This window comes from Mesorhizobium sp. USDA 4413 (genome assembly GCF_056280365.1).
On sequence record NZ_JBVPRP010000001.1, the window covers coordinates 2,679,386 to 2,694,876 of the forward strand.

17 protein-coding genes are annotated in these 15,491 nt (G+C 61.0%); 16 read left to right on the top strand and 1 reads right to left on the bottom strand.

The window, feature by feature from the left end; all coding sequences use genetic code 11:
• Positions 1–3 precede the first annotated feature (3 nt).
• The 9 genes from ccoO (at position 4) to ACVMIM_RS12830 (ending at position 8,521) form a co-directional block, all read left to right on the top strand.
• Positions 4–735, top strand: coding sequence for a cytochrome-c oxidase, cbb3-type subunit II (ccoO, locus tag ACVMIM_RS12790; protein WP_476112314.1), 732 nt, complete (start codon positions 4–6; stop codon positions 733–735).
• Positions 736–748: 13 nt separating this feature from the next.
• A complete protein-coding gene (locus ACVMIM_RS12795; RefSeq protein ID WP_040972694.1) occupies positions 749–898 on the top strand; it encodes a CcoQ/FixQ family Cbb3-type cytochrome c oxidase assembly chaperone in 150 nt (49 codons plus the stop codon).
• Positions 899–900: 2 nt separating this feature from the next.
• Positions 901–1,764 carry a cytochrome-c oxidase, cbb3-type subunit III gene (gene ccoP, locus ACVMIM_RS12800; protein WP_476112316.1) on the top strand — a complete coding sequence of 288 codons (864 nt, stop codon included), beginning with the start codon at positions 901–903 and terminating at the stop codon, positions 1,762–1,764.
• A 200-nt stretch (positions 1,765–1,964) separates the two neighbouring features.
• Positions 1,965–3,524 carry a cytochrome c oxidase accessory protein CcoG gene (ccoG, locus tag ACVMIM_RS12805; RefSeq protein WP_476112317.1) on the top strand — a complete coding sequence of 520 codons (1,560 nt, stop codon included), beginning with the start codon at positions 1,965–1,967 and terminating at the stop codon, positions 3,522–3,524.
• Complete coding sequence (locus ACVMIM_RS12810; protein ID WP_476112319.1) at positions 3,521–4,036, top strand: FixH family protein; 516 nt, start codon at positions 3,521–3,523, stop codon at positions 4,034–4,036. The genes ccoG and ACVMIM_RS12810 overlap by 4 nt, the downstream gene beginning before the upstream one ends.
• Positions 4,033–6,288, top strand: coding sequence for a cation-translocating P-type ATPase (locus ACVMIM_RS12815; protein ID WP_476112320.1), 2,256 nt, complete (start codon positions 4,033–4,035; stop codon positions 6,286–6,288). The genes ACVMIM_RS12810 and ACVMIM_RS12815 overlap by 4 nt, the downstream gene beginning before the upstream one ends.
• Positions 6,285–6,440, top strand: a complete 156-nt coding sequence (gene ccoS, locus ACVMIM_RS12820) for a cbb3-type cytochrome oxidase assembly protein CcoS (protein ID WP_040972982.1) — start codon at positions 6,285–6,287, stop codon at positions 6,438–6,440. The genes ACVMIM_RS12815 and ccoS overlap by 4 nt, the downstream gene beginning before the upstream one ends.
• A gap of 660 nt (positions 6,441–7,100) precedes the next feature.
• Entirely contained in the window at positions 7,101–8,282 is a 1,182-nt protein-coding gene (gene ubiM, locus ACVMIM_RS12825) for a 5-demethoxyubiquinol-8 5-hydroxylase UbiM (protein ID WP_041000661.1), read from the top strand.
• Positions 8,279–8,521: a hypothetical protein gene (locus ACVMIM_RS12830; protein WP_476112323.1), complete on the top strand. Its 243-nt coding sequence runs from the start codon at positions 8,279–8,281 to the stop codon at positions 8,519–8,521. Before ubiM ends, ACVMIM_RS12830 begins: the two co-directional genes overlap by 4 nt.
• A gap of 100 nt (positions 8,522–8,621) precedes the next feature.
• Here the strand turns inward: ACVMIM_RS12830 and ACVMIM_RS12835 are convergent, their stop codons facing one another.
• The gene (locus tag ACVMIM_RS12835) at positions 8,622–8,861 is read right to left on the bottom strand and encodes a DNA -binding domain-containing protein (protein WP_040980206.1); all 240 of its coding nucleotides are present in this window, start codon (positions 8,859–8,861) and stop codon (positions 8,622–8,624) included.
• A gap of 141 nt (positions 8,862–9,002) precedes the next feature.
• Here ACVMIM_RS12835 and ACVMIM_RS12840 point away from each other — a divergent pair, with 141 nt between their 5' ends.
• From ACVMIM_RS12840 to ACVMIM_RS12870, 7 genes are all read left to right on the top strand, one after another.
• Positions 9,003–9,215, top strand: a complete 213-nt coding sequence (locus ACVMIM_RS12840; RefSeq protein ID WP_040972957.1) for a helix-turn-helix domain-containing protein — start codon at positions 9,003–9,005, stop codon at positions 9,213–9,215.
• Between the two features lie 402 nt (positions 9,216–9,617).
• On the top strand, positions 9,618–10,556 hold the full coding sequence (gene aepX, locus ACVMIM_RS12845) for a phosphoenolpyruvate mutase (protein ID WP_052457608.1): 939 nt from the start codon (positions 9,618–9,620) through the stop codon (positions 10,554–10,556).
• Positions 10,557–10,594: 38 nt separating this feature from the next.
• Positions 10,595–11,779 (top strand): aminotransferase class I/II-fold pyridoxal phosphate-dependent enzyme, encoded by a 1,185-nt coding sequence (locus tag ACVMIM_RS12850; protein WP_476112325.1) that lies wholly within the window; start codon positions 10,595–10,597, stop codon positions 11,777–11,779.
• Between the two features lie 24 nt (positions 11,780–11,803).
• On the top strand, positions 11,804–12,595 hold the full coding sequence (locus tag ACVMIM_RS12855) for a phosphocholine cytidylyltransferase family protein (protein ID WP_041000665.1): 792 nt from the start codon (positions 11,804–11,806) through the stop codon (positions 12,593–12,595).
• Between the two features lie 30 nt (positions 12,596–12,625).
• Entirely contained in the window at positions 12,626–13,234 is a 609-nt protein-coding gene (locus tag ACVMIM_RS12860; RefSeq protein WP_041000667.1) for a CDP-alcohol phosphatidyltransferase family protein, read from the top strand.
• A gap of 268 nt (positions 13,235–13,502) precedes the next feature.
• Complete coding sequence (locus tag ACVMIM_RS12865; protein WP_476112328.1) at positions 13,503–14,627, top strand: aminotransferase-like domain-containing protein; 1,125 nt, start codon at positions 13,503–13,505, stop codon at positions 14,625–14,627.
• A 42-nt stretch (positions 14,628–14,669) separates the two neighbouring features.
• Positions 14,670–15,491: a class I SAM-dependent methyltransferase gene (locus ACVMIM_RS12870; RefSeq protein WP_476112329.1), complete on the top strand. Its 822-nt coding sequence runs from the start codon at positions 14,670–14,672 to the stop codon at positions 15,489–15,491.

Sequence of the window (15,491 nt, forward strand, 5' to 3'; positions counted from 1 at the left end):
GACATGGGCCTGATCGATAAACACGCGCTGATCGAGAAGAACGCCACGCTGCTTCTCGTCGGATCCCTGCTGGTCGTGACCGTCGGCGGCATCGTCGAGATCGCGCCGCTGTTCTATCTCGACAACACGATCGAGAAGGTCGAGGGGATGCGCCCGTACTCGCCGCTCGAACTCGCAGGACGCAACATCTACGTGCGCGAGGGATGCTATCTCTGCCACAGCCAGATGATCAGACCGTTCCGCGACGAGGTCGAGCGCTACGGCCACTACAGCCTGGCGGCCGAGTCGATGTACGACCATCCGTTCCAGTGGGGGTCCAAGCGCACCGGGCCGGATCTCGCGCGCGTCGGCGACCGCTACTCCAACAGCTGGCACGTCCAGCATCTTACCGACCCGCGCTCCGTCGTGCCGGAATCCATCATGCCAAGCTATGCCTTCCTGAAGGATAGGCCGCTCGACGTGAAAGACTTCTCCATGCACCTCGTCGCCAACCGGCGCGTCGGTGTCCCCTACACCCACGACCTAGTCGTGCAAGCCAACGCCGACCTGATGGCGCAGGCCAATCCTGACGCCGACACGTCCGGACTGGAAAGCCGCTATCCGAAAGCCAGGGTCGGCGACTTCGACGGCAACCCGCAGCAGGTCACCGAGATGGACGCCCTGGTCGCCTATCTGCAGATGCTCGGCACTCTTGTCGACTTCAAGAACTACGACGAAGCCGTTGGCTACCGCTGAGGAGAACAAACAGATGGACTACAACCTGATGCGCGAGTTTGCCGACAGCTGTGGCCTGCTTGGCATGGTGCTCTTCTTTGCTGGATGCGTTGCCTTCGCGCTCCGACCGGGCGGTCACAGTCAGGCTCATGAAGCCGCACACATCCCCTTCAAAGACGACTGATCATGAGCACGCAGTATATCGATGATATGTCGGGCGTCTCAACCACCGGTCATGAGTGGGACGGCATCAGGGAACTCAACAACCCCCTTCCACGCTGGTGGGTGATCACCTTCTACGTCACCATCGCCTGGGCGATCGGCTACACCATCGCCTACCCCGCCTGGCCGATGCTGAGTTCCGCCACCAGGGGCGTTCTGGGCTTCTCCAGCCGTGGCGAGGTCAAGAACGAGATGGCGGCGGCGGAAGCCGCCAAGACCAAATATGTCGCGGCGATCAAGTCCAAGAGCGTCTCCGAAATCGCCGGCGACGATGCCCTGCGCGAGTTTGCCGTCTCGGCCGGCGGCGCGGCGTTCAGGGTCAACTGCGTGCAATGCCACGGATCCGGCGCGCAAGGATCGAAGGGATTTCCGAACCTCAACGATGACGATTGGCTCTGGGGAGGCAAGATGGAGCAGATCCAGCAGACGATCACGCATGGCATTCGTTTCACCGCGGATGGTGACACCCGCCAGTCGGAGATGCCTGCCTTTGCCGATGTGCTCCAGCCCGAGCAGATCGCTCAGGTCAGCGCTTTCGTTGCCAGCCTTTCGGGGGCCGTCAAGGACAAGAGCATGAGTGAGCCCGGCGCCAAGGTCTTCGCGGAAAACTGCACTGTCTGCCATGGCGAGAACGCAAAGGGCAACAGAGAATTCGGCGCACCCGATCTGACCGATGCGATCTGGCTCTATGGGCCTGGCGAAGCTGCCATTGCTTCGCAGGTACGAGCCCCGAAGAGCGGGGTGATGCCCGCCTGGATCGAGCGCCTCGGCGAGATCAAGGTCAAGGAACTTGCAGTCTATGTCCATTCGCTTGGCGGCGGAGAATAGGCGGCGGCCTGTTCTCGGCCCTCCCCCCGCCAAGCGACGAGGCCCGGCGCGAGCCGGGCCTCGACCGCGTTACGGCAGTCCGCGATTGAACTTCCTCAACCCGACGCTGCTCGCCATGCGGCAAGGGTCTCCCGACCATCGCCCAGAACCCGTGGTCGAGTGTCGGCCGCGAACATCGTCGCTGGTCCCCGGAGCGTCTCGTGCTTGATAACAAGCAGATAAAACGACTGGAGGCCGAAGCGGTCAACTCCGCCAAGACGCGACAGCCGCTCTACGCGGCGCGCAGAAAGATCTTCCCCAAGCGCACCTCCGGCCGTTTCCGCCAATTCAAATGGCTGGTGATGGCGATCACGCTCGGCATCTATTACCTGACGCCCTGGCTGCGCTGGAACCGTGGTGCCTTCGCTCCCGATCAGGCCGTTCTCATCGACCTGGCCAGCCGGCGCTTCTACTTCTTCTTCATCGAGATCTGGCCGCAGGAATTCTACTACGTCGCCGGGCTGCTCATGATGGCAGGCATCGGTCTTTTCCTGATCACATCGACGGTGGGACGGGCCTGGTGCGGCTATACCTGCCCGCAAACCGTCTGGGTCGATCTGTTCCTTGTCGTGGAACGCGCGATCGAAGGCGACCGCAATGCGCGCGTGAAGCTCGATGCCGCGCCCTGGAGGGCGCGCAAGCTTTTCCTGCGCGGATCCAAGCATGCCATCTGGCTCGCCATCGCGGTCGCCACGGGTGGCGCTTGGATCTTTTACTTCGCCGACGCGCCGAAGCTGCTTGGCGAAGTCTTGAGCGGCACGGCCGCCCCCGTCGCCTATGGTACGATCGCCGTGCTTACCGGCACCACCTATGTGTTGGGCGGGCTGATGCGCGAGCAGGTCTGCACCTATATGTGCCCGTGGCCGCGCATCCAGGCCGCCATGCTCGACGAAAATTCGTTGACGGTGACCTACAATGACTGGCGCGGCGAACCACGTTCGCGTCATGCCAAGAAGGCATTGGCGGCTGGACAGGCGGTCGGCGACTGCGTCGACTGCAACGCCTGTGTCGCCGTCTGCCCGATGGGGATCGAAATCCGCGACGGCCAGCAGCTGGAATGCATCACCTGCGCCCTGTGCATAGACGCCTGCGACAGCATCATGGACAAGCTCGGCCGCGAACGCGGGCTGATCTCCTACGCGACGCTGGCGGACTACAACGCCAACATGGCGCTGGCGACCGCCGGCGGCACCAGTCCGGTCAATCCGGCGCTCGTGAGAACGGCGAGCGGCAGCTTCGTCGACGGTTTGGCACATTTCCACCTGGGCAAGATCTTCCGGCTGCGCACCTTCATCTATCTCGGCGCATGGTCGGCGATCGGGCTGGTGCTCGTCTATTCGCTGCTGACGCGCGAGCGGCTAGAGCTGAACGTCCTGCACGACAGGAATCCGCAATTCGTGAGGCTTTCGGACGGCGCGATCCGCAACGGCTACACAGTCAAGCTGCTCAACATGATACCCGAGCCGCGGACAATCGAGGTATCGCTGGAAGGCCTCGACGGCGGCGAGATGAGCATCGTCGGCATCGACCAGGCCCCGAGCCGCGCATTCTCCGTTCCGGTCGAACCCGACCGGCTGAAGACGCTCAAGGTCTTCGTTCGGCAACCGGCAGGCCAGATCAAGAAGCCGGTGCAAAGCTTCGAATTCCGCATCGAGGACAAGGCGGGTTCCGAAGCCGCCGAATACACCGCCAGTTTCAACGCGCAGGAGAACGGCAGATGAGCACCGATACGCAAAAGCCGCGCGAGTTCACCGGGAGCCACATGCTGATCGTCATCGTCAGCTTTTTCGCGGTGGTGATTGGAGTCAACGTCACGATGGCCACGCTCGCCCGGAAGAGCTGGACTGGCCTTGTCGTGGAGAACACCTACGTTGCCAGCCAGCAGTTCAACGAGGAAGCAAGGAAGGGAAGAGCGCAGGCCGCGCTCGGCTGGAAAGGCAAGCTGACCATTGCCTCCGGCGAGGTCCGCTACGGCCTTGTCGACCCCCAGGGAAAGCCGGTGCCGCTGCACGGCGTCAAGATACTGTTTCGGCATCCGGCCTACGAGGCCGAGGACGAAGTCGTAACCCTTGCCGCCCCCTCCGGCGGCGCCGCTGCGAAGACCGAGGAATTTGCCGCCCGGCACACGCCGAAGGATGGCGTCTGGATCGTCGAGATCGATGCCGACGCCGGGCTGGCCACTCCATTCCGCGATGTCCGCCGCGTGATGATCTCGAATGGGGCCCTGCAATGAGCTGCTGCGCGCCGGGATCTGAAATAGCATTGGAGGTCGCAGCGTCGGCTTTGCCCTCCAGTGACGAGATCAAGCTGGCCAGCCGTTCGTTGGGCGGTGACAGCCACCAGACGGATTTGTCGGTGCCGGCGGTCCATTGCGGTGGCTGCATCCAGGCGATCGAGGCCGCGCTCGCCAAGCTCGAAAATGTTGAATCCGCCCGCGTCAATCTCTCGACGAAACGCGTGTCGGTTCGCTGGCATGGCGACCAAGTCCCTCCGTTGTTCGCCACGCTTGGCCGGCTGGGCTATCAGGCGCACCTGTTCGACCCGGAAATTCACGAAAAGGACAAGACGCTTTCGGAGTTGATCCGCGCCGTCGCCGTGGCCGGCTTCGCGGCCGGCAACATCATGCTGCTTTCGGTGTCGGTCTGGTCCGGCGCCGAAGGCGCGACACGGGATCTGTTTCACTGGATATCGGCGCTGATCGCCATCCCGGCGCTCGCCTTCGCTGGCGGGATCTATTTCCGCTCCGCGGCGAATGCCCTTCGCCACGGCCGTATGAACATGGATGTGCCGATCGCTGTCGGTGTGTCGCTCGCCTACGCGATGAGCCTCTATGAGACCATCAATCAAGGCGAGCACGCCTATTTCGACGCCTCAGTATCGCTGCTTTTCTTCCTGCTGATCGGCCGCACGCTGGACCATGTGATGCGCGAGCAGGCGCGAACGGCCGTCAATGGCCTGTCGCGGCTTGCCGCGCGAGGGGCCGTCGTCCTGCGGGACGACGGAATACGCGAATACGTGCCAGTCGCCGAACTTGCGCCGGGAATGCGCCTGCTCATTTCGGCCGGAGAACGGATACCGGTTGACGGTGATATCGCCAGCGGGAATTCCGACCTCGATTGCTCGATCGTCTCCGGCGAGAGCGCGCCAAAGGCCGTCGGGGCCGGCGCCCATGTGCAGGCTGGCACGCTCAACCTGACGGGTCCGCTGACGATGCGGGCGACCGCCGCCGCGAAGGACTCCTTCCTGGCGGAAATGGTTCGGCTGATGGAAGCCGCCGAAGGCGGCCGCTCGCGCTACCGCCGGATCGCCGACCGGGTGTCGTCGCTCTATGCGCCCGTGGTCCATCTGGCGGCCTTTGTGACATTCCTCGGCTGGATGGTTGCGTCCGGCGATTGGCATCGCGCCATGACCATCGCCATCGCCGTGCTCATCATCACATGCCCCTGCGCGCTCGGCCTTGCGGTGCCGATCGTCCAGGTCGTGGCGGCGCGACGCCTGTTCGAGGCCGGCGTGATGGTCAAGGACGGCTCGGCCATGGAGCGCCTCGCCGCAATCGATACGGCCGTGTTCGACAAGACCGGGACACTGACTTTGGGGCGTCCGAAGCTTGTAAACGCGTCTGCGATCGATCCCGCCATGCTTGCAATAGCGGCCGACATCGCTGCTCATTCGCGCCACCCGTTCTCAAAAGCCATTGCCGCCCATGGCGGATCTGCCGATCAGCCTAAGCTTCTCTCCGTGCGGGAAGAACCGGGCTTCGGCATCGAAGCGCTCGCAGGGGACGACGTCTGGCGCCTTGGCCGACGCGGATGGGCCGGGTGGAAGGCACGCACCGGCAGCGAAGGCAAGCCCGGCGGCTATGGCGGCACGGTGCTTTCGAGGAATGGCAGCATTGTCGCATGTTTCGCCTTCGAGGACGCGGCCCGATCGGACGCCAAGGCGGCAATCCAGCAGTTGAAGGGCGCAGGCGTGTCGGTCGATATGTTGTCCGGTGATACCGAGAGGGCCTGCAGCGAGGTTGCCGACGCATTGGAGATCGACAATTTCGTGCCGGCGCTGCTGCCCTCGGGCAAGGTCGAGTGGATCGAAGCGCTGACCCGTGCCGATCATAAGGTGCTGATGGTGGGCGACGGCCTCAACGACACGCCGGCACTGCGCGCGGCGCATGTCTCGATCGCCCCGGCGACCGCGGCCGACATCGGCCGCAAGGCCGCGGACTTCGTCTTCCTGCGCGAAAGCCTCCTCGCGGTCCCACTCGCCATGGAGGTCTCGCGCAGGGCCGGCGGGCTCATTCGCCAGAACATCGCCATCGCGATCGTCTACAATGCCTTTGCCGTGCCGATCGCTATTCTTGGACACGTCACGCCGCTGATCGCCGCCATCGCCATGTCCGCTTCCTCGCTGCTTGTCATTGGAAACGCCCTGCGCCTGCAAGGCTTTGCAACCACCACGACGGCTCCTTCGGCAACGGGCGCGGGCTCATGACGACGCTCGTCTACCTGGTACCAGCAGCGCTGTTCCTTGGCGCGCTCGGGCTATCCGGCTTTCTATGGGCGTTGAGCAGTGGTCAATACGAGGATCTCCACGGGGCCGCTGAACGCATCCTCATCGACTGGGACGACAAGCTGGAACGCTGACCTGATCACTGTGCTGGCAATTGTGCGGATGGCGATGGTCAGCCGGGTCGACTTGGTCGCGGCCAGACTGCCAAGGCTCCCACAGCGAGCTCGCCAAGCCACGTTCAATTAGTCCTACCGCTCGAAGGACTTGTCGCCCGTTCCTCCGTGCGGGCGGCTCACGTGCCAAAGTACCTCGCATGGCAGATAGGAGCGTCCGATGTTTGCTTGAAAAATGCTGCCGAGCCGATGCGACTGGCGCGAAAAACGGATCAGCCAAGATTAAGTTTGCCGAACGTACGCCGCAGGGGCGCCCGTCATTCCAGGATGACGTGACCACATCGCATTTTCTTGGGCCGTTGACCAGTCGAGCATAAAAGCCGCCGCTGTCGACTTTGCCGCGCCTGGCTGATCCAGATCAAGGTTATCTTCTGGCCGGCGTGGTTACGTCGACCAATCCTTCAAGGGAGAGGGAGAATGTATGTCTAACGGACAGTGTGGTCGTTACGTTCAGCGAATAGCGGTGGTGAGAATCCCCCTTTCTGGCTGGCAATCTGCCTGGCTCGGCCCGTGGCTTAAGGCGATGCGGCGCACAACGGCAGCCAGGCCAACCGGTCCACGGGTTGCGGCTCAACAGAACCAGCAGCTCACCCAGATATCCGACGCGATGGCAGCGCGCTGATGGCCAGTTGCGACGACAGTTTCGACATCATCGTCGCCGGAGCCGGACCGGTTGGACTTTCCTTCGCCGCATCGCTTGCAAGGAGCGATCTCAAAGTGGCGGTGGTTGAGCAGCAGCCCTTCGAAAGCCTGGCAAAGCCGCCTTCCGATGGTCGCGAGATCGCGCTGACCTTCGCCTCGATCAACATCCTTCGCGAGCTCGGCGCCTGGGATGCCATCTCCGTTAATCACAAGTCACCAGTGCAAGGCGCGCGCGTGCTCAACGGATCGAGCCCTTTCGCTCTGTGTTTCGATCCTCCGAGAAGATCTGCAGAACCACTCGGATTTCTGGTCCCAAATTGTCGGATCCGCGATGCCCTGTTCAAGATCATCCGCTCGCACCACCGTGTCCAGCTGCTATGCGGCCACTCGGTCGTTGCTGTAACCAACAGCCGCAAAGGAGCGGTCGTAAAGCTTTCCGACGGCAGGCGGTTGACCGCTCGGCTTTTCGTCGCAGCAGATTCGCGTCTGTCGCGAACGCGCGACCTGCTCGGCATCGCCGCCGATATCAATCGGCTTGGCAGCTCGATGGTGATTTGCCGGGTCAGGCACGAACGCGCCCACCATCAGCTCGCAATCGAATGGTTCGATCACCATCAGACCATAGCGATCTTGCCGCTGATGGAAGGCGAGTCGTCATTGCTTGTCACATTGCGCGCAAACGACGCCAATAGACTTCTTGCCTTAGATGACGATCTGTTCCTGATCGAATTGACGGACCGGTGTCGAGGGCGCCTCGGAAAAATGGCCCTTGCAAGCAAGCGCCATATCTATCCGTTGGTCACGACTTGGGCGCACAGCTTCTGGGCTCCAAGCGCCGCACTCGTCGGCGACGCTGCCGTCGGCATGCACCCGGTGACCGCCCATGGCTTCAACATCGGCCTCGACGGCCAAAAGCAACTCGCCCACGGAATACTGACGGCTATTCGCAATGGTCACGACATCGCCCACCCAGACATGTTGCGCAGATACGAGAGCCGCCTGCGCTTGAGGGCCGCACCTCTTTATCACGCTACCAATCTACTGGTCGGGATCTACTCGAACGAGCACCCGGCGGCCCGATTCGCAAGACATGTGGGGCTTCGCTTGGGGCAATATCTTCCGTTCGTCCGACACGGCATTGCGAACATGCTTGGGCGATGAAAAAGCTGCCAGCAGATTTCGGGCTATTGCGGCGGATGGATTGCCAGGTGCGCTGCGACATTCCCCCGAGCAAGTTGCTGTCCCTGGCGCGCGGTTCGGCGGGGATTTCCGGCTGCACGTCCTTCGTTCCCGAGTTTCTGGGTGACATTTCGTCGGCCGCCGCGTCGCGTTGGCTGAAGGAAACGGAGCCTCCGCCGGACCTTGCCTCAGCCTGCATCGCCGTATGTTGGCACAAATGATCCCGCCCGCAGGATGAGGCGAAGCGCCCCGGTCCATATCTCGCCACTGGCACCGCCCCCCGGTGTCGGCCTGCCGTCTTTTTTCTTGTCGGAACGCCAGTCAGCCGGCGAACAATTCCCGGTAGCCGGTCGCCACCATCCAGTTCGCCCGATCGAGATGGCTGCGGGCCGCATTGCGGGCCCGTTCCGGTTCGCGTTCGGGATCGATGCCGAGGATCAACTGTGCCATTTCCTCGTAACTGGCACTGTCGGCGGCGGCGTCCAGAAACCGCATATAGGTCGTAAAATGCTCTTTGTCGTAAGCCGTGAGGCTATCCGACCAGGGAACTTCGTCTTGCATTTCGATGTCCAAGTGGCTTTGTGCGAGTTCGGATTCCGGGCGCGTCTTCCACGATCCCAGATGTGTTTTGAGGGCCTCACTATAACGAATAGGCACGATCGTTCCTAGAACGATAGTTCCGGTTCTGGTCCGTATACCGCCATGGACCTCAAAGAGGTGATGGCGATCAACATGCGTCGCGTGCGCCATCATCAGGACTTGACGCAGGAGGAATTGGCGGCTCTCGCGCAGCTCAGCATGCGTTATGTGGGCTCAATCGAGCGCGGCCGCGTCTCCGCGAGCGTAAGTGTCCTGGGCCGGCTCGCAAAGGCTCTTAATGTTGATCCTTGCGAATTGATCAAGCCGCCCCGGTGATCAAGCAATCCATATTCCCGGTCGGCATGACTCGTTAGATGGCGGCGTTCAACCCCTTGAACTGAGCGGCGCCTGCGCGCAGACGGCGCTCACCGGACGCTCAGGAAATCGCGCCTGCTCGGCGATCGGTCCAATGGCCGCGTCAGTCTTTTCCACTGTAGCAAAACAGTAATGTCGTTGAGGGGCTGGGTAGCCGTGAGTGATTGTGGTCGATTGTTTAACAATGCCTCGGAGTTCCACAATAATTAAACAATGGTGTAACGCAAGTTTCACAAAAATCTGGCTTTTATTGTTAGGCATATCGTGTAATGTGCTAAGATGCTTTGGTGAGCCGGAGGAAGATTGTAAACATATTGGGTCGCCTACGTTATTGGTCTAAGGTCGGCAACCGGATTCCTAGGTATGATAAGAGATGTGACCGTAACCGCGAACGCTAACAATGGAACTCGCCAAGCATCCACCGCATCGGCGTTGCGGTCTCTGGTATGTTCGAGTGAAATCGCTTTCCTTATGGAAGCCCACGACGCCCTGTCGGCGTCGGTCGCGGAGGCCGCAGGCTTTCGAGGTCTGTGGGCCTCAGGACTGTCGATCTCGTCCTGCCTGGGCTATCGCGATGCGAACGAAGCGTCCTGGACCGAAATCGTCGATGCTGTGCACAGAATCGTCGAGGCCACGCAAATACCTGTTCTTGTCGACGGCGACAGCGGATTCGGGAATTTCAACAACGCGCGCCTGTTCGCGCGCAAGCTGCACCAACGCGGGGCGGCCGGGGTCTGCGTCGAGGATAAGAGCTTCCCAAAAAAGAACTCGTTTGTCGCAGACCGGCACCCACTCGCTGAGATCGGCGAGTTCTGCGGACGTCTGCAAGCTATTCGGGACCACGTGCCGGATCCGGAATTTGTTGTGGTCGCGCGGACAGAGGCACTCATCGCCGGACATGGTCAGGATGAGGCGCTGACGCGGGCACATGCTTATGCTGAGGCCGGTGCCGACGCGATCTTGATCCACTCGCGCAAACCAGACCCAGCCGAAATTCTCGCCTTTAGCCGCGCCTGGGGGAACCGTCTTCCGGTAGTGATCGTCCCGACGAAATATTACCGCGCGCCGGTCGCGCAATACAGAGCGGCACAAATCTCAACCGTGATTTGGGCGAACCATAATATGCGTGCTGCGATCTCGGCCATGCGCCAGGTTTGCGACCGCATCATCCGCGAAGAGAGCACCGCCGGGATCGAGCGCGACGTTGCGACGCTCGAAGAGCTCTTTGATCTGCTGAAATATCAAGAGCTCTCCGCGGCCGAACAAAAATATCTGCCGCAAATAGCGAGCGGTGCCCCATAAGCGGGCCTGACTTCCCAAATCAAGGCAAGGAGGCGCCGATGCTTGCTCGACGCACAAGCTCGTTCGGTTCCTCTGGAACCGCCGCGGCGCGGGCCGCCGCAAGACAGGCAGCCCATAGCCGCCAAGAGGTGATCGACCTCACCGCTGGCGAGATCTGGAGCGAGCTCGCTCCGACCATTCGCGAAGGCGCGATCAATGCTATCAACAACGGCGTCAATCGATACACCGATACGCTCGGCATGATGGAATTGCGCGAGGCGCTGGCGCGGAAGGTCTCCTTCGATACGGGCCAAACCTGGAAAGCCGACGAGATCGCGGCAACGACAGGCGCCAAGCAAGCGCTCTTCAATGCAACCATGGTGCTGCTCAATCCAGGTGATGAGGTGATTATCCCTTCTCCCTACTGGACGACGTTCTCGGCCCAGGTCGTGATTGCAGGTGGCAAGCCGGTTTTCGTCGATACGCGTTCCAACGCCTACGTCCCGCGGATCCAGGACATCGCTGCGGCATTGACCGAAAAGACCCGAGCGATCGTCGTCAATACGCCCGCCAACCCGTCGGGTGCGGTCTACGATTTTGATACGCTGACGGCGATCGCCCAACTGGCGATCAACCGCGACCTCTGGGTCATTTTCGATGAATGCTATGCCAATTTCGTCTACGGTCATCATGCCCATCACCCGATCGTTTCGGTTGTGCCCGAAGTCAGGTCTCGAACAATTATCGTCAACGGATTCAGCAAGTCGCTCGCCCTGACGGGCTGGCGGATCGGCTATCTGGCGGCTCCAAAGGAAGTTGTTGATGCCGTCAGGGCCTTGCAGTCCCATACCACCTCAAATCCCAATGTGATCGCCCAACATGCGGTACTGGCTCACGTTGAGCGGGCAGACGGCCGCCATGAGAGCAAGCTGGCCTTGCAACTGGCAAGTTCCAGACAGATCGGTCTCAGCATCCTGTCCTCATTGAGGCGGATTCCCGCGCCTCGGGCGCAGGGCGGCATTTATTTCTATCTTGATCTTTCCAACTTGCGACCCGCATTCAAGAATGGTGCGGCGACAGCAGATGACGTTGTGACCTCGCTCCTTGCCGACGCCGGCGTCGCAGCCGTATCGGGCACCGCCTTCGGCGACCCCCTCGGTCTGCGCCTGTCCTATGGAATTCCTCCCGAAGAACTCGAAACCGGACTAACCCGGCTGGTTGATGTCCTCAACGGCTGGAAATGACACTCCCAAGAAAGGCACATCGACATGCCTGTCGCCGCGCCCAAGAAAGCCGTCATCCTCGCCGCCGGAATGGGCTCCCGTCTGCGCCCGCTGACCGATCTGCGGCCGAAGCCCCTGATCGAAGTCAACGGCACATCGATTCTGCACAATGCGCTGCGAAACCTCGCGGCAATCGGCGTGGAAGAGGTCATAGTCGTCGTCGGCTACCGCAAAGACGCTATCCAATACGCATGCGGCAACCGCTTCCAGGGCGTCCAGATCACGTATGTGGAGTCAACGGTTTTCGACCGCACCGGCAGCGCCTATTCGCTTTGGCTAGCCCGCGATATGCTGCTTTCGGGGGATTTCTATCTACTCGAAGGCGACGTCTTCTTTGAACAGAATGCACTCCACTATCTTAACATGGCCGATGCCGCCGATGTTGCCGCCGTTGTAACGTTCGACGCCACCATGCAAGGGTCGGCGGCGGTGCTTTCGGCGCGCGGCTTGATCTCGACTTTCCGCACAAAGCAGACCGCGGCAGATCTTGCCGCAAGCGGACCCAAGCTGTTCAAGACGATGAATCTACTGCGCTTGGCCGCGTCTACCCTCAAAGGCCTCATCGTTCCCGCGCTCGACGAGGTCATCGGCTCAGGTGCTACTCAGGCTCACATTGAGGAACTTCTTGCCTATCTCGTGGAAAGGCGCGGGCTCCAACTAGCCGCGGCCTGTTGCGATGGCGTGAAATGGTGCGAGATCGACAGTGCCGAGGATCTTAACAGCGCGCACAGGATCTTTGCTGATGCCGCGCAGCCGCTCCACCCCGCCCGGGCATAGCGCCTGCGATAATCACAGAGGAAGGTCTGGATGATCCGCCTGCTTGTCGATCCGGCAAATGCAATGACCGCCATCGGCCTCGCACTCTCCTCGATCGGCATCGATTTCTCGATCGCCGGGTTTCCGGAGATCGGCGTGGCAATCGTTTTGTGGGCGCTCTTGGCTGATCATTTTGACGGTGTCGTCGCGCGGCGAATGCGAGGCAGCCGGTCGGCGCAAACGGCAGAGGTCGGCAAGAATTTGGACTCGCTCGCCGATCTCGTCAGCGCTGGAATTTTCCCAGCCGTGACCCTGATCGTCGTCGGGCACGGATCGCCACTTTGTGTTGTTTCTGCAGCCGTTCTCGTCGTCGCCAGCGCCTTGCGGCTGAGTTTCTTCAACGTGGTCGGCTCTCCGACAGGGCGATTCGTCGGAGTGCCGACCAGCTGGGTCATGCCGGTGACGGCGATTGTGTTCTTGTTTCGCCCCACTCTCCCCGAAACTATTTTCGCAAAGCTGTTCGCATCCCTCCTCATCCTGCTCGCCATTCTCCACGTCTCGCCGGTCCGTGTGCCTAAAACGGCGGGCTTCATGTATTTGGTCGTGACGGCGTTTTGCGTCGTTGCATCCGCCGCGCTCGCATTTCGGGGCGCATCTTGAGGCCGCGGGAAGTGCCGCGAGCACGACAGGCCGAGGGTGCCCTTTGTGTCCGGGCGAGCGTGCTCAGCCATTGCGGCAGGCTGAACAATCGATAGGCATGTCCACATCGCGCTTTGTATCCTCATTCGTCCATCGCCAATGTTGCAATGATGCAGCTTCGCGTTTGGCTCTGTCGTTCCCGAGGTCGCGCGCCGTTCGCAAACGAAGACAGCCACGACTTCAATTTTCTTGCCCCTTGTCGGCACCCACGAAAACCAGGGAGCGCCTCATGAGCCGTCAGCAGACCAGCGCAATCGATCTTTCCACCGCGCTGCCGCCGTGCCCATCTTTTCTGGGAGAGGCTTTGTCTCGATCCCTCATCGAACTGGCCTCGCAATCGCAGCTCCACTGGCGGATCCGGAAAAATCGGCCCGGTGGAGAGGAACGCGATCGCCAGATCGGCTCCATATGGATAAGCCCGCGCGTCTGTGAGATCCTCCCCGCCGATCGCATCCTGGTGACCAACGGCACCCAAAACGCGCTCGTCGTCATACTGCGGCACTTGTGCAAACCGGGTGACGTCATTGTGGCCGAAAAGCTGGCTTATCTCCTGATACGCCCGATAGCCTTGTCGCTCGGCTTAATCGTAATCGGTGTCGAAATGGACGCGGAAGGGGTCGAGCCGGCCGCGCTCGAGGCTGTATGTCGGCGAGCCAGTCCCAAACTTCTCTACTGCACCCCGACAGTCCAGAATCCCACCACGGCAGTCATGTCAGCACGTCGGCGAGCCGAGATTGTCCGCGTGGCACGAGCGCACAACATTGCGATCATCGAAGACGATGTGCTCGGCCGTCTCCATCCGGAAGCACCACCATCTCTGTACGCCCACGCCCCGGAAATCACCTGGTACATTATGAGCGTTTCCAAGTGCTTCGCCATGGGCCTTAGACTGGCCTATCTGGCGATACCCGAGGGCCTCGCGGCGGCAGATGTATTGAGGCCGCATCTAAGGTCGTCGTCGATGTTTGCCAACTCTTTGTCCTGCGAGCTCGTTGCCCACTGGATCGAAGGGGACAACGCTCGGCAAATCGTCAACACCGCGCGTGTCGAAGTCACGGCAAGGCAACAATTGGCCCTTCAGCATCTGGGCCGATCCGGGGCCAAAACCGTGCCGGGGGCTTTGCACTTGTGGATAGAACTGCCTGCCAAGGCGAGCTGTGACGCAGTCGTCGAAGCCGCTCTGGCGGCTGGCGTCCAGATTAGATCCGCCAGGGTTTTTTCGGTGGACGATCAGCCACCTCCCAATGCGATACGCGTGGCGATCACAGGTCCCCAGGATCACGCGCAGCTTCATGCCGGATTGTCGGGCGTCGCGGAAATCCTTTCCGCCCATCTCTCACACGACCCACCATGAAGACGTTAAACAGTCGATCCATCAAGACAAGGAATACGGGAAATGAGCACAACAGGCCGTCAAATAATGACCACCGCGCCTGCGGATCTGTTTGCGGGAGCCGCTTACTATTTTGCGCGCTACCAAGCAGACTATCCGGCCGCGATGTTCGATTTCTTGACACAAAATTACCTTTCTGGCCGAGAGCCCGCCATCTTGCTCGATTTAGGCTGTGGAACGGGCCAGATCAGTGTTCCGCTTGCTCGAGTTGCCAATGAAGTCATCGCTGTGGACCCCGATCAAGATATGATCGGTGAGGCACGCCAATACGCCGCCAGGTCCGGCGCTCGCAACGTCTCCTTCGTGACCGGAAAATCCGAGGAGCTTGGCTTGGACATCGGCCCGTTTTCACTGGTCACGATAGCGGGCGCGTTCCATTGGATGGATCGGGAGCGGGTCCTGAACTACCTTGAGAAGGTGGCGGCGCACGACTGTGTTATCGCTGTCATTTCGAGGCACCGGTCGAACTGTTCACCCAATGATTGGTGGTTGGAACAACTCGCCTATACCGAGACTTTCTGGGGCGGTTTCTTTCCGGCGGGGAGGCAAGGTATCCGACCTGCCTTGAAGGAATCGAATCGTGTCATCCTTGCCCGTTCCGCCTTCAGCGACATTCAGGACAAAAGCTTTCCTTACGAGCATCATTGGGATCTGGATTCGCTCGTCGGCTATATCTTGTCCACATCCAAGGCTTGCCCCGGGGTACTCGGAGACCGACGGCGCTTATTCGAGGATGGCTTGCGGTCCCGACTCTCGGCGATGTCGCCCGCCGGGACGTTCATCGAGCGCGGCGTCGCTTCTTTGCTCCTGGCAGCGCGGCCGTAA

What these genes read in the sequence shown, in the direction of transcription:
- ACVMIM_RS12835 (WP_040980206.1), bottom strand. Translation starts at nt 8,861, where the DNA reads ATGCAAGACGAAGTTCCCTGGTCGGATAGCCTCACGGCTTACGACAAA.
- aepX (WP_052457608.1), top strand. Translation starts at nt 9,618, where the DNA reads ATGATAAGAGATGTGACCGTAACCGCGAACGCTAACAATGGAACTCGC.
- ACVMIM_RS12850 (WP_476112325.1), top strand. Translation starts at nt 10,595, where the DNA reads ATGCTTGCTCGACGCACAAGCTCGTTCGGTTCCTCTGGAACCGCCGCG.
- ubiM (WP_041000661.1), top strand. Translation starts at nt 7,101, where the DNA reads ATGGCCAGTTGCGACGACAGTTTCGACATCATCGTCGCCGGAGCCGGA.
- ACVMIM_RS12855 (WP_041000665.1), top strand. Translation starts at nt 11,804, where the DNA reads ATGCCTGTCGCCGCGCCCAAGAAAGCCGTCATCCTCGCCGCCGGAATG.
- ACVMIM_RS12815 (WP_476112320.1), top strand. Translation starts at nt 4,033, where the DNA reads ATGAGCTGCTGCGCGCCGGGATCTGAAATAGCATTGGAGGTCGCAGCG.
- ccoS (WP_040972982.1), top strand. Translation starts at nt 6,285, where the DNA reads ATGACGACGCTCGTCTACCTGGTACCAGCAGCGCTGTTCCTTGGCGCG.
- ACVMIM_RS12795 (WP_040972694.1), top strand. Translation starts at nt 749, where the DNA reads ATGGACTACAACCTGATGCGCGAGTTTGCCGACAGCTGTGGCCTGCTT.
- ACVMIM_RS12870 (WP_476112329.1), top strand. Translation starts at nt 14,670, where the DNA reads ATGAGCACAACAGGCCGTCAAATAATGACCACCGCGCCTGCGGATCTG.
- ACVMIM_RS12830 (WP_476112323.1), top strand. Translation starts at nt 8,279, where the DNA reads ATGAAAAAGCTGCCAGCAGATTTCGGGCTATTGCGGCGGATGGATTGC.
- ACVMIM_RS12810 (WP_476112319.1), top strand. Translation starts at nt 3,521, where the DNA reads ATGAGCACCGATACGCAAAAGCCGCGCGAGTTCACCGGGAGCCACATG.
- ccoP (WP_476112316.1), top strand. Translation starts at nt 901, where the DNA reads ATGAGCACGCAGTATATCGATGATATGTCGGGCGTCTCAACCACCGGT.
- ACVMIM_RS12865 (WP_476112328.1), top strand. Translation starts at nt 13,503, where the DNA reads ATGAGCCGTCAGCAGACCAGCGCAATCGATCTTTCCACCGCGCTGCCG.
- ACVMIM_RS12860 (WP_041000667.1), top strand. Translation starts at nt 12,626, where the DNA reads ATGATCCGCCTGCTTGTCGATCCGGCAAATGCAATGACCGCCATCGGC.
- ACVMIM_RS12840 (WP_040972957.1), top strand. Translation starts at nt 9,003, where the DNA reads ATGGACCTCAAAGAGGTGATGGCGATCAACATGCGTCGCGTGCGCCAT.
- ccoO (WP_476112314.1), top strand. Translation starts at nt 4, where the DNA reads ATGGGCCTGATCGATAAACACGCGCTGATCGAGAAGAACGCCACGCTG.